Origin of the sequence: Paenarthrobacter sp. CCNWLY172 (assembly GCF_037402035.1) — a bacterium.
Lineage (GTDB): Bacteria > Actinomycetota > Actinomycetes > Actinomycetales > Micrococcaceae > Arthrobacter.
Genome location: NZ_JBBEGB010000004.1, coordinates 236,398 through 249,087, shown reverse-complemented (window position 1 = coordinate 249,087; position 12,690 = coordinate 236,398). Strand labels below are relative to the sequence as shown.

The window sequence follows — 12,690 nt, the reverse complement described above, 5'->3', positions numbered from 1 at the left end:
CCCCGGCTCTGATTACAATCAAAGGGACGTCGACCACTGAGGGAATCATGAAGAAACTCACCACTGTCCTGATCGCTGCCGGGCTCATCGCCTCGGCATCCGCCTGTTCCGCCCAGCAGCAGCTGACCACAGCGGAAACCTGCGACCGCGTTAACGTCGTGGTACCCAGCTTCCCGCAGAGCCCGAGCCAGACTGCAGCGAACCGTGCTGCCAATGCGGTCCGGCCCATCGAGTCCGTGGCTTCCAACGACATGAAGCCGGTTGTCACGGCAATCCTGGGATACCTGGATGCTCTGGCCGAGAAGGAGCCGACCGACGATGGCAAGAAGGCGGAGCACCAGGCAAAGCTGGACGAGGCCAACTCGGCCTTCCAGGAAGCCGGCACCAAGTACGGCGAGCTCTGCCGCGGCTAATGACGCCCGCGCGCTGAACACGCAGTCGCTCAACATACAGGGCTGAACATACAGAAGGGACCGGTTGATCGACCGGTCCCTTCTGTATGTCGCAAACGCACTCTCATATCCCGTCACCTTGGAAGGAAGCCTCTCTCACTCTCCTGGAGAAAGTGAGAGAGGGCGGACGGGAAGGGCTTGGGATGTGAGAGAGGGCTACTTTTCGTCGGGGCCCAGGTCAGGCCCGACGGCGAAACCCACCTCGCGCGTCGCGCTTCCGTGGAGTTCCAGGATGGCGAGCTCGTTGGCGCCTTCGCGGATCAGCGGACCAGGAACGTACAGCGTGCGCTGCGGTCCGCGGCTCCAGTAACGGCCAAGGTTGAATCCGTTCACGAAAACAACACCCTTTGTCCAGCCATCGAGGCGGAGGAATCGGTCTCCCGGGCCATCGGCGTCAAAGGTCGCAAAGGAAACGGACGGACCAGCCACGCCGGCCGCAGCATCGCCGGGTGGCAGCGGCACCGCGGCCGAGCGGAATGCCTCCAGCGAGCCCAGGTCCACGGCACCCACTTCCCAGTCCACAACCTCCACGCCGTTCAGCAGCGCCGGTCCGATCAAACCCTTGGCTTCGCCGATTCTCTGCCCGTAATTCACCCGGCCTTGGTCCTCAAGGAGAACCTGCAGGCGGCCACCACCGGGGATGACAACCGAGCGCTCGCCCAGTTCCCGGCTCAGCACCCCCACGGGCACGCCGTCCAGGAAGAACTGTGCCCTGTCACGGACCTCTGTGAATGACAGGACCCCGCCACCAGGAAGTGAGGCCTCGTACAAATAGAAGCCGCGGTACTGCCCAGTCACCTCGACGGGCGGAACGGTTCCTGGTACCAAAGACGTAACTACGGCGTCGGAGAGCGCAGGCGCCGTCGAAGAAACCGCCACCACTGAAGCAGGGACGGGCGCCCGGAGAGCCGGCACCTCGGCCGGAACCGGGAAATGCTTGGCAATGACGTCCCGGAAGGCGAAATACTTGGCCGTCGGATGCCCGTCCTCGGAGAGGGGAGCGTCGTAGTCGTACGAGGTGATGGTGGGCTCGTAGATGCCTTTGTCGTTCGCCCCATTGCTGAAGCCGAAGTTGGTGCCGCCGTGGAACATGTAGATGTTCACTGAAGCCCCGGCGGTGAGCAGGGCATCGAGTTCGGCGGCGGAAGCCGCGGCGTCGGTGGTGTGGTGGTGTGTTCCCCAGTTGTCGAACCAGCCGTTCCAGAACTCTGCGCACATGAGCGGCCCCGAGGGCTGCCTCTCCCGCAAGAAGCCGAGCCGCTCCTCAACACGCGAACCAAACGTTCCCGTCTTGTGCAGTTCGGGCAGTGATCCGTCCTCGATCATGGTCCCAAACGGCTGGTCGCAGGTGAACAGCGGAACATCAACACCCGAGCGCTTGGACAGGTCCACCAGTTGCTGCAGGTACTCCTTGTCGTTCCCGTAGGCGCCGTACTCGTTCTCAATCTGGAGCATGATCACTGGACCGCCCTGAGTGATCTGTCGAGGCACCACCAAAGCCAGCACAGACTCCATATAGGAAGAGATAGCCGCCAAGTAGCCCGGTTCGCGGCTGCGGACACCTACGGTGGGGTCGGTGAACAGCCAGGCGGGCAGCCCTCCGTTGTCCCATTCGGCGCAGATGTAGGGGCCGGGTCGGACAATGGCGTGCATCCCGGAAGCGGCAACCAGGTCCAGGAAGCGACCCAGGTCTAGCCCGCCGTCGGCAACAAACGAACCAGGCTCGGGCGAGTGCTCATTCCAGGGCACATACGTTTCGATGGTGTTCAAACCCATCAACCGGGCCTTATGGATCCGGTCGGCCCACAGATCGGGGTGAACCCGGAAGTAGTGGATGGCTCCGGAGAGGATGCGGAACGGCTGATCGTCCAGGAGGAAGTCCTGATCGCCGATGGCGAAGATGCTCAAGAAGGGTCCTAACAGGGTCTACGCGGAACGCAGCACGGCGTGGAAAGCGTACGCGGCATTGCTCCAGATCACGAACAGCAGCGGTGCCGGCGCCAACGCTATACCCAGGACCGGCTGCATCACGGAGGCGGACACGATGATCCCCAGCAGGATCAGCATGGCCACGCTGAGGTACCAGCGCTGCGCCACTAGATAAAGCGAAGCCTTCAGGATGCTTTTCAGCTTCGCTTCAGGCAGAAGTACGACGCCGGCAATCGCCGTGACGGCAAGGCTCACCGTCACGGCGGCTGCTACGACGATCACCGGCACCAGCAGCGCAGCGCCAGGAAGGCTCTGGACGTTGTTCTGGACGACGGCCAGGTCCACGCCGAGGAACAGCAGCACGGCCACAGCGCCCACACCCAGCACCGCGGCCTTCGCGAAACTGCGTTTGTATCCCCGAAGGAAAGCGGCGACCGGCTTGACCGCGCCGTCGTCGTCGTTCAACGCCTTGAAGGCAGCGAAGATGCCGGCGAGCGACGGCGCAATGGTGACGGAGAGCGCCAGGAAGAACGGCCACGCAGCGGCGGGGTCGGCCACCAGCGAAAGGCTGAGGACCAGCGGGGCGTTGGCCACGGCGAGCAGGGCGTTGCCGGCCAGGAACGTGTAGATGAACCCGAAGATGTTCCCGAAGGTTTCGAATCCCGGTCCGGCCCACCGCCGTCGTTTCTGCCCAGCCACAACACTCATCCTTTCATCCCGCTGGTCGCGATGCCCTGGATGAAGTAGCGCTGGCCGATGAGGAAGATGATGAGGATCGGGATCACGGAGATCACGGAGCCGGTCATGATCATGGCGTACTCGGCGTCGAACTGGCCCACGAAGGACCGCAAGCCCAGCTGGACGGTCCAGAGTCGGTTGGACGTGAGGTAGATGAAGGGACCCATGTAGTCGTTCCACGTGTTCACGAACGTGAGCAGGGCAAGGCTGGCGAGGGCCGGCTTGGACAGGGGCAGGATGACGCGGGCCCAGATGCCGTATTCGCTCAAGCCATCGATGCGGGCCGCTTCGCAGAGCTCGTCCGGGATGGTCATGTAGTACTGGCGCATCAGGAACACGCCGAACGCGCCGAACGCCTGCAAGAGAATGAGGGCGTTGAAGCTGTTGGTCAGGCCAAGGTTCTGCATCATGATGTACTGCGGCACCATGTAGGCCTGCCACGGAACGGCGATAGTACCGATGTATGCGAGGAACAGCACGTCGCGGCCCGGGAAGCGGACCTTGGAGAAACCGTAGGCAGCCAGTGAGCCCGTGAGGACCTGCAGGCAGGTGATGATCACGGCGAGGTACAGCGAGTTCTGCAGGTAGCCCATCATGGGGATACGGGTCCAGATGTCCGTGTAGTTGCTCCACACGAACTCCTGCGGAATCCACTGGATGGGAACCGTGAGGACCTGGTTGTTCTCCTTCAATGACGAGGAAAGCATCCAGATGAAAGGCACCATCAGTGCCGCCACCAGGACCACCAGGACACCGTAGATCACGATGTTCGCGGTCCGCTTCTTCTGCTCGCGCGGGGAACGCTGACGGTCAGTACGACGGCGGTCTTCCGCAGTAGGTGCGCCGTTTGGGAGCGGTGCTGCGTCCGTCACATGAGTGGCTTTAAGGTCTTCGGCCATGTTGGTCATCAGCGTTCCCTCCGCTGTTGGATCTTGAACTGCAGGACGGTAACCGTCAGCACGATGATGAACAGGACCAGCGAAATGGCAGAGGAGTACCCGAACTTCCCTTCGCCGATGCCCTCCTGGTAGATCAGCTGGGACAGCACCGTGGTGGAGCGGCCGGGGCCACCGTTGGTCATGACCACAATGAGGTCGAACACCTTGAAGCTGGAAACCGTCAGCATGACCACCACAAAGAACGTGGTGGGACGCAGGGACGGGATGGTGACGTTCCAGAAGCGCTGCCAAGCACTGGCGCCGTCTACTTCGGCGGCTTCATACAGTTCGGTGGGGATCGCCTGCAGGCCGGCTAAGTAGAGGACCATGTAGTAGCCCATGTCGCGCCACACACTGGTGATGATGACAGCGGGCATGGCCCAATCGGAACTGGAGGTCCAGCCCGGCGGGTTGGCGATGCCGATGGCACCGAGGAACTGGTTGATGGGGCCGCTGTCCGGGCTGAACAACATGTTCCAGACGACGGCGACGGCCACCAGCGAGGTGATGTACGGGAAGAAGATGGCAACGCGGAAGAAGCCGATGCCCTTGAGCTTGCGGTTCAGCAGCATGGCCAGGATAAGGGCCAAGGCCATGGTGAGCGGGACGTGGCCCAAAGCGTAGACAAGGGTGTTCCGCAGCGCGATCCAGAAGGAGTCGGATGCGAACATGCGCTCGAAGTTGGCCAGGCCAACCCATTTGGGAGCGCTGAATGAGGTCCATTCCATGAAGGAGAGCGCGAAAGCGGCCACGACTGGAATGAGGGTGAAGGCCAGGAAGCCCAGGAAGTTCGGAAGGATGAACGTCCAGCCGATCAGCGTGTTGCGCCTGGCTTGCTTCCTGTTGCCGCGGCTGTGCACGGGGGCAGGTGCCTGGGTGATTGTTTCTGTAGTCATGATGACCGCTCCCGGCGTCGGGGGCGTTCCTCCATTTCAGGATCCGGAGAATTCAGGTCCGGGTCCGGTGCCGCGTCCAGGGACGCAGCACCGGAACCAGTGGCTTGCCTGGCCTTACTTGCCCAGGACTTCGCTGGTGACGCGCTTGCCCATCTCGGCTAGGCCATCACTGACGGAGCGCTCGCCGACCATGATGAGGTCGTGCTCCTGGTTGAGGATCTTGTCCGTGGCGGCAGACTTGTCGCTGACGGGCATTTCCAGGGCGGTCTGATCTGGGGCGAAAGCCTTCTTGGAGAGCTCGTCCGTAGGCAGGCCGTCCAGCTTGAAGTACTCAGCGGTGACGGACTCGTTCTGCAGCGCCGGGACAACACCGATCTTGGAGATGGCCTTGGCGCCCTCTTCACCGGCGGCCCACTCAATGAACTTCTTTGCCTCATCGGAGTGGGTGGCGTTCTTGTTCACGGCGAAGGCCGTGGGCGAACCGAACGTGGTGACCTTGCCGTCGTCGTTCTTCTGCGGAAGTGGAGCCAGGCCCCAGTTGACGTTGGTCTTGCCGTCCTTCTTGGCCTGCAGGATGCCCGCCGTGTACCAGGTGCCCATGGGCATCATGGCAGCCTGGCCGGTCTCGAACATGGTGCGGTAGCTGGTCTTCTGGCTCTTGGCGGTGCCGAAGTCCAGGGTGGTGCCGGACTTCTGGAGGTCCAGGGCGGTGTTGTACTGGTCCTCCATGAAGCCGTAGTCGCCGCTGTTTTGGTCAGCGTCGTTCTGGGCCGCTGCGATGGCCTGGACCACGGAACGCCAGATGTGGTGGTAGGTGCCGTACGTCTTCTTTCCGCCGGCCTCGGTGGTGAGCTTCTTGGCGATCTCCGTGTACTTCTCCCAGGTCAGGTCCTTCGGCTCCTCGATGCCGGCAGCCTTGAACAGGTCCTTGTTGTAGTACAGGAGCCAGAAGTCCTGGCGGTAGGGAGCAGCGAAGTACTTGCCGTCGATGTCGAACGCGTCCAGGCCAGCGAGGTTGTCCTTGCCCACCTTGTCCACCACGCTGTTGATCTCCTGCAGCTGGCCGTTGCTGGCGTAGCGGGAGTAGTCGATCACGTTCTTCATGGTGAGCACGTCAGTGGTGTCGCCACCGGCCAGCATGGTGGTGACCTTCTGGGGGTAGTCATCAGCAAGGATGTCCACGGGTTCGATGTCCACGGTGGGGTTGGCGGCCTCGTAGCCGTCAAAGAGGGCCTTGAACTCGGGGGTGCCCTCGTAGTTCCAGACTGAGACGGTCAGCCGGGTCTTGCCTTCGGCCGCCTGCGGTTCGGCGGGACCGGCAGCGCCGGCACAGCCGGTGAGTCCGAGCCCTGCAGTCACCGCAAGGGCGATTGCGGCGAGGGTTGTGCGCTTCATTGCGTTCTCCTTTAGTACTGGGTTACAAGTTTGCCGCAGCTGCGGCTTCATGGTGCTTGGGTTCAGGCGCTGAGGCCAAGGTCCTCATGGACTACCTGGGCCAGGAGGTCCTTGCCGGCGAGGTATCGTTCAAGGTCATCGAGTGCGGCATCGGACATCCGCCGGGTTTCAGTCCCGAGCGAACCTGCGATGTGCGGGGTGATGATGACGTTGGGGAGGTCGTACAGGGTGGACTCAGCCGGCAACGGTTCAGGTTCCGTGACGTCCAGCAGCGCCGTGATTCGACCGGTGGCGCACTCCTTTTCGAGGGCTTCCGTGTCTACGAGCGAACCGCGGGCGGTGTTGATGAGCGTCGCGTGGTCCTTCATGGCGCCGAGCTGGGCCGTGCTGATCATGTTGCGGGTTTCGGGGAGTGCGGGTGCGTGGATGGTGACCACATCAGATACGGGCAGGAGTTCTTCGAGGGTGACCAGTATGCCGCCGGCCGCCGCCACGTCCAGTGGATCGGCGTACGGGTCGCTGACCAGGCAGGTGACGTCCTGGAGTTGTTGGACCAATTGGACCACCCTGCGGCCAATGCGGGAGAACCCGACGACGCCTACCACCCGGCCGATGTTGCCCAGTTCGCCGCGATCACCGATGTAGCTCCAGTCTTCCCGGTGCGTCCGGGCGTCGTTGGCCAGCACATGCGCCTTCTTGCCCGCCAGGACGATCGAAGCGAAGGTGAACTCGGCCACCGGGATCGCGTTGGCGTCGGCGCCGTTGGTGACGGTGATGCCGCGATCCCACAGTTCTTCACTGACGAAGCTGCGCACTGTTCCTGCACAGTGGAACACTGCCCGGAGCTTGGGCATGCGTTCCAAACGCTCAGCGTTGAGGTGCGGCACTCCCCAGCTGGTGAGGAGGATTTCCACCTCTTCCAAACGGCCCAGCAATCCGGGTTCGTCCAGGGAATCCGTCCACGGCTGATCGCCGAGATCCACCATTTTGGACAGCCGCTCCAGTCGCGTGGAATCGAACTGGTCAGCAAAGGTTCCGCTATTCATGACCAGCAGTGCCTGGGGCTTGAGCGACATTGAGGGGATCCTCCCTTCGAAGTTTTTGGCGGCCTGTTCGACCGTGATTTATGTGTTGCATCACATCTAATAATCAGTACATACTCATAAACAAGACAGTACATTCAACTCAATCGAACTTGATCTAAAACATTCAAGATCGAACAAATGAGAGAAGAATTTATATGGCAACCGGCATCCCCGCCGTTGACGCGCCACCACTGAGGCCCCTGTTGGGCGCATGGGGTACGTCTGCAGGCGCACCGGCTCTGATGGAGTCGCTCCGCGGCGCCCGGGACCGCCTCGCCGTCCGTCCAGCGTCCGACGCCGGATGGCAGCGCGCTGCTGGCCGCCCCCTCGCGGAACTGCGCGCCCAAGCAGCGGAGGAAAAGGGGAGTCACTGGCCCCAACCGCTCGTGTCCCATTACGCGCGCTACTTCCGCGACGGCAACCGCACGGCCTACGAGGGGCTGGTGGCGGGGCGGCAGCAGCGACTGACGCGCGCCGTCGTGATGGCTGCTGTGGCTGGTCCTGCCTCCGACGACGGTTGGCTTAACGAGGTGATTGACGGCGCCTTCCTCCTGTGCGAGCAGAGTTCGTGGAGCTGGGCCGCGCACGACGACGTGTTCACCCGCAGTGGCGATGTGGTCCCTGAGCGTTCCCGGCCGTACCTCGATCTCGGCGCAGGGGAGGTGGCGGCGCAGCTCGCGTGGCTGGACCATGTGCTCGGTTCACAGCTCGATGAACGTGCTCCCGGTCTGCGTCGACGCATCCGTCTGGAGACACAGGAACGGGTCATCCGGCCGTTCCTGGACAGGCTCGACTGGCATTGGCTGGGGTTGGACGGCGACGTTCATAATTGGAATCCGTGGATCCACTCGAACATCATCGCCGCGGCATTGCTGCTGGTGGATGACCCTGGGTTGCAGGCGGCGGTTATTGCACGCTGCATCGAGGGCCTGGACCGCTTCCTCGCCTCCATTCCCGCCGACGGTGCCATCGACGAAGGCTTCGCCTATTGGTGGAACGGGGCCGGCCGCGCGCTCGAAGGCCTTGCCCTGCTGGAGGAGGCAAGCGGCGGCGAGCTCGATCCGGACCTGCCCGTCATCCGCGCACTGGTGGCATTCCCGCACCGCATGCACTTGGGGCATGGATGGTTCCTCAACGTTGCCGACGGCCCGGCCCGCGCCCACCACGGACTCCCGTGGGACATGCTGCAACGCTGGGCTGTCCGGCTGGGGGACTCTGAGGCCGCCGCGCACGCGGCCGCCTTTGCCGCCGTCGAACCCGAACCCAACGCCGCCGCCGGCCTGGGCCGCGTCCTCACCCAACTGAGTGACAGCAAACGTCGCAATGAGCGTCCATTGGGACATGTGCTGTTACCTAGTTGGGGGACGTACCTTCCGTCCGTCCAGATCTTGGTGGCGCGGCAGACTCCGGGCTCATTCGTCGGGCTCACCCTCGCGGCCAAGGGCGGACACAACGGCGAGCACCACAACCACCGCGACGTCGGTTCAGTGGTGGTCGCCGTGGATGGTGTGCCCCTCTTGGTCGACGCCGGCCAGCCCACGTACACCGCGCAAACGTTCGGACCTGATCGGTACCGGATTCGGGCCATGCAGAGTGCGTGGCATAGCGTCCCCGCACCGTTCGGACTGGAGCAGGGGACCGGGTCTTCGTTCGCGGCGACCGTTCTCCAGGAGCCGACCCTTGAGGAACCCACCCTCGCGCTGGGACTGGGAGCGGCCTACGGTTTGGACCACGCTGAGCAATGGATCCGCACCTCGCTCATGAACCGTGAGCTGGGGACCGTGGTGATTGACGACCGCTGGAACCTGCCCGAACCCGCGCCTGAGGGCACGCGTCCGCCTGAGGGAACGCCCGACGTCGACATCACCTATCTGGTTGCCGGCACCGTCAGCGTCGGTACAGACGCGACCGCGAGCGTCGCGCCCGCCGGGATTCCGGCTGCGGAAACCGGCAGGGGCCTGCACCTGCGCTGGAAGCCGGCCACCGCCGTCGTACTCGTGGACGAATGGCACCTCGACGATCCTCTCCTCAGCGACATCTGGGGCGAAAAATTGACCCGGATCCGTTTCCGTATGCCCACCGAAAACCGCGCTTCGGGCGCGTTTACCCTCACAGTGGAGGCAACATCTTGAGTTCTGAACAGACCCCGGAAGCGGGCGGCAAGTCCCTCTTTTCCCTGCAGCGCCGTGAACGGCTCATGGAGGAGCTGCGGGCGCATGGAGCCATCACCGTGCGCGATATTGCCGCGAAGTTGGGCGTCAGTGAACTGACTATCCGGCGTGATGTGAACACCCTCGCCGACGAAGGACTCGTGTCCCGCGTCCATGGCGGCGCCACGCTGCCCAGCCCGTTAGACCGTTCGGTGGCTGTGGGGCGGCCGTCGGCGCACAGCTACTCCATTGGCATGGTGGTTCCGTCGCTGGACTATTACTGGCCGCAGGTGATTTCCGGTGCGCGTGGCGAGGCCGAGGCGCAGAACCTCCGCATCCTGGTCCGTGGCTCCGCCTACGACGCTGCCGACAACCGCCGCCAGGTCCAGGCGTTGCTGGATACCCAGAACATCGACGGGCTGATCGTGGCCCCCGATATGGGCGGTGAGCACGGGAAGGAATTGCTGAGGTGGCTCAATGCCCTGCCCATTCCGGTGATCCTGGCCGAACGGCGGGCGCCGTCGGAAATCCCCGCGCATCGTCTGGAGTGGGTCGCCACCGATCATTCCTTTGGCGCCGGGATGGCCGTGCGCCATCTGTGGCAGGAGGGGCACCGGATGATCGGATGCCTCACGGATTCCACCAGCCCCACCAGCCCGCATGTGGTCCGCGGTTGGAAACAGGCCCTTGCCGCGCTCAAGATTCCGCTGGAAAAGTCCATCCACGAGGACTCAGCCAAGCTGGACAACGGCGATCGTGCCAAGCACTTTGATCACGTCCTGGATCTGTGCCGTTCCACCGGAACTACGGCAATGCTGGTGCACTCGGACACCCAGGCTGTGGCGTTCGTGCAGCACTGCGTGGACCGGGGCGTGGATGTTCCAGGCAGCATGGCGATTGTGGGGTACGACGACGAAGTGGCCTACCTTGCCGAGCCCGCCATCTCCGCGGTTAGGCCACCCAAAAGCTACGTCGGCAAGGTGGCGGTGCAGCTCGTGGCTGCGCGCCTGGCCGAAGGAAGGATGCGCCCTGTGCATCGCATTGACCTGAACCCCGAGCTGATTGTGCGGGAATCCTCCGTAGGCGCACCGCGAGGGTTGGCTGGAGTCGTCCTGGAGGATTCGCTCTGATGCTTCTGCCGCCCCTGGATTACCAGCTCTCACCCTTCACCGGCCTGACCCGCGAGCACTGGTGTGCGTACGCGGATCACCTCCTGCGTTCGGCGCATCAGTTCGGCACGGACGATCACGCCAACATCCACCTGCCCGGAGCCAACAGCCGCTACGGCCCGCGAAGTGATTCTCTGGAAGCCTTCGCCCGGACGTTCCTGCTGGCCTCTTTCCGGATGGCGGGCGACCCTGCCAGCACGGGCTGGATCGCCGAGTGGTACGCCGCCGGACTGGACGCCGGAACCAATCCCGCCAATCCGGACCGGTGGCCGACGCCTGGTGAGCTGGGGCAGGCGAAGGTGGAGGCGGCGTCGTTGGCTGTTGGCCTGGCACTGACCCGCGATGTCCTGTGGGACAAACTGCCGGAGCGCGTGCAGGAGCAGCTCATCGCATGGTTCGAGACCGTGATCGGTGAGGAGTACCCGCCCATCAACTGGGTCTGGTTCCAAATTGTGGTGGAGACATTCCTGGCATCCGTGGGCGGCCGGTACTCCGATGAGGACATCGACGCCGGACTCGCCATCCATGACTCCCTGTACCGGGGCGGTGGCTGGTTCGCGGACGGTTCCGAGCGTGCCTACGACCACTACGTGGGCTGGGCATTCCAGGTGTATCCGCAGCTCTGGGCGTTGATGGCGCCTTCTGACCCCCGGGTTACTGCTCGCAAAACGCTCGACGGCGACCGGCTGGCTGATTTCCTGGACGACGCTGCGTTCCTTGTGGGCGCGAACGGTGCTCCGCTCATTCAAGGCCGGAGTTTGATCTACCGGTTCGCGGCCGCCGCGCCGTTCTGGGTGGGGGAGTTGTCCGGGCACACACGCTTGTCACCTGGCGTTTCCCGGCGTGCGGCCTCTGGGATGCTCGGCTACTTTGCCCGGCACGGCTCCATCACGGAGGACGGGTTGCTTTCCATCGGGTGGCACGGCGAGTTCGCGGGCATGAAGCAGGCCTACTCCGGCGCTGGGTCACCCTATTGGGCGGCGAAGGGGATGCTCGGGCTCGCGCTGCCCGCGGATCACCGGGTGTGGGCTGCGGTGGAGGCGCCTTTGCCCGTTGAGGTTGCCGACACGCAGCGGCTGATCGCAGCCCCGGGCTGGCAGGTGGACGGGACTCGAGCCGACGGCGTGGTCCGGATCCGGAACCACGCCACGGACCACGCCGTCGTGGGTGCTGTGGTGGCGGACTCGCCGCTGTATGCGCGGATCGGGTACTCCACCCACACGTTCCCGGACCTGACACCCGAGTCCGTGGACAATGCGGTGGCGTTCGTTGATTCCGATGGCCGACTCACGCATCGGACGGGTTTTGAGTACCTCGGCTCGTACTCCGAGGGCGGGGTTCAGGTGGGAGCTTCCCGGTTCGCCGCCCACTGGATTGAACCCGACCCCGACGCCGGCCCCGATCACGGCAGCGGGGTAGCCGGCGTTGCGACTCCCGGGCCATCGGTCACCGTGGTTTCGGCGACGCGTGGGGCAGTAGAGCTCCGGCTGGTGCGTGTTTCCGGGGCTTCCGGCTCTTCCTCGGGGAGTGCCTTGCGGATCGGCGGCTGGCCGGTGGATGCTGCGTCGTCGGTGGTGGGCTCTGTGATGCCAGTTCCAGGATTCGGCATGTCGTTGGATTCGTCCGGGACGTTCGTCCGCTCTGGTGCCCACCCCATGGGTTCGGAGCTCACCATTCCATGGGTGGGAACCTCGGGTACCGCGCACGACGGTGACTACGCCGCCGTCGTCGTCCTCGCTGGTGACGGAGGTGCTTCGACGGATGCGGCTGTCACGTATGTTGCCGGGGAAGGGGAGGTCGAGGGGGATGGTCGGTTCGTGTTCTCGGATGGCGCCTCCGTGAGCATCTCGCAGCTTGCCCGTTTCGATGCGTAGCTGCGGGTTAGACGACTCCTACCGTCTAGTGTGCAGCGGGTCATCGAATCGGGCGAGCTCACCC

At 63.9% G+C, this 12,690-nt stretch carries 10 protein-coding genes; 4 read left to right on the top strand and 6 right to left on the bottom strand.

Going from position 1 to position 12,690, the window contains the following annotated elements:
- Positions 1–47 precede the first annotated feature (47 nt).
- Complete coding sequence (locus WBN73_RS07880; RefSeq protein ID WP_207595086.1) at positions 48–413, top strand: hypothetical protein; 366 nt, start codon at positions 48–50, stop codon at positions 411–413.
- A gap of 195 nt (positions 414–608) precedes the next feature.
- Here WBN73_RS07880 and WBN73_RS07875 read toward each other — a convergent pair whose 3' ends face one another.
- The 6 genes from WBN73_RS07875 to WBN73_RS07850 all read right to left on the bottom strand — a co-directional run bounded on the left by WBN73_RS07875 (position 609) and on the right by WBN73_RS07850 (position 7,424).
- A complete protein-coding gene (locus WBN73_RS07875) occupies positions 609–2,360 on the bottom strand; it encodes a glycoside hydrolase family 35 protein (protein WP_337339884.1) in 1,752 nt (583 codons plus the stop codon).
- 18 nt (positions 2,361–2,378) lie between these two features.
- Positions 2,379–3,080: a DUF624 domain-containing protein gene (locus WBN73_RS07870; RefSeq protein ID WP_337339885.1), complete on the bottom strand. Its 702-nt coding sequence runs from the start codon at positions 3,078–3,080 to the stop codon at positions 2,379–2,381.
- A 5-nt stretch (positions 3,081–3,085) separates the two neighbouring features.
- Positions 3,086–4,027: a carbohydrate ABC transporter permease gene (locus WBN73_RS07865; RefSeq protein ID WP_207595082.1), complete on the bottom strand. Its 942-nt coding sequence runs from the start codon at positions 4,025–4,027 to the stop codon at positions 3,086–3,088.
- Positions 4,027–4,953, bottom strand: a complete 927-nt coding sequence (locus WBN73_RS07860; protein WP_089596338.1) for a carbohydrate ABC transporter permease — start codon at positions 4,951–4,953, stop codon at positions 4,027–4,029. The genes WBN73_RS07865 and WBN73_RS07860 overlap by 1 nt, the downstream gene beginning before the upstream one ends.
- A 114-nt stretch (positions 4,954–5,067) precedes the next feature.
- Positions 5,068–6,348 carry an ABC transporter substrate-binding protein gene (locus tag WBN73_RS07855; protein WP_337339886.1) on the bottom strand — a complete coding sequence of 427 codons (1,281 nt, stop codon included), beginning with the start codon at positions 6,346–6,348 and terminating at the stop codon, positions 5,068–5,070.
- 62 nt (positions 6,349–6,410) lie between these two features.
- Positions 6,411–7,424, bottom strand: coding sequence for a hydroxyacid dehydrogenase (locus tag WBN73_RS07850; RefSeq protein ID WP_337339887.1), 1,014 nt, complete (start codon positions 7,422–7,424; stop codon positions 6,411–6,413).
- Positions 7,425–7,588: 164 nt separating this feature from the next.
- Between WBN73_RS07850 and WBN73_RS07845 the strand changes: the two genes are divergently transcribed.
- From WBN73_RS07845 to WBN73_RS07835, 3 genes are read left to right on the top strand one after another with little or no spacing between them, the layout of a single operon-like run.
- Positions 7,589–9,565 (top strand): heparinase II/III family protein, encoded by a 1,977-nt coding sequence (locus WBN73_RS07845; RefSeq protein ID WP_337339888.1) that lies wholly within the window; start codon positions 7,589–7,591, stop codon positions 9,563–9,565.
- Positions 9,562–10,713 carry a LacI family DNA-binding transcriptional regulator gene (locus tag WBN73_RS07840; RefSeq protein ID WP_337339889.1) on the top strand — a complete coding sequence of 384 codons (1,152 nt, stop codon included), beginning with the start codon at positions 9,562–9,564 and terminating at the stop codon, positions 10,711–10,713. Before WBN73_RS07845 ends, WBN73_RS07840 begins: the two co-directional genes overlap by 4 nt.
- Positions 10,713–12,626 (top strand): DUF2264 domain-containing protein, encoded by a 1,914-nt coding sequence (locus WBN73_RS07835; RefSeq protein WP_337339890.1) that lies wholly within the window; start codon positions 10,713–10,715, stop codon positions 12,624–12,626. The genes WBN73_RS07840 and WBN73_RS07835 overlap by 1 nt, the downstream gene beginning before the upstream one ends.
- Positions 12,627–12,690 lie beyond the last annotated feature (64 nt).

Coding starts and splice junctions, on each gene's coding strand:
- WBN73_RS07880 (WP_207595086.1), top strand. CDS start 48: ATGAAGAAACTCACCACTGTCCTGATCGCTGCCGGGCTCATCGCCTCG.
- WBN73_RS07865 (WP_207595082.1), bottom strand. CDS start 4,027: ATGACCAACATGGCCGAAGACCTTAAAGCCACTCATGTGACGGACGCA.
- WBN73_RS07860 (WP_089596338.1), bottom strand. CDS start 4,953: ATGACTACAGAAACAATCACCCAGGCACCTGCCCCCGTGCACAGCCGC.
- WBN73_RS07855 (WP_337339886.1), bottom strand. CDS start 6,348: ATGAAGCGCACAACCCTCGCCGCAATCGCCCTTGCGGTGACTGCAGGG.
- WBN73_RS07850 (WP_337339887.1), bottom strand. CDS start 7,424: ATGTCGCTCAAGCCCCAGGCACTGCTGGTCATGAATAGCGGAACCTTT.
- WBN73_RS07845 (WP_337339888.1), top strand. CDS start 7,589: ATGGCAACCGGCATCCCCGCCGTTGACGCGCCACCACTGAGGCCCCTG.
- WBN73_RS07835 (WP_337339890.1), top strand. CDS start 10,713: ATGCTTCTGCCGCCCCTGGATTACCAGCTCTCACCCTTCACCGGCCTG.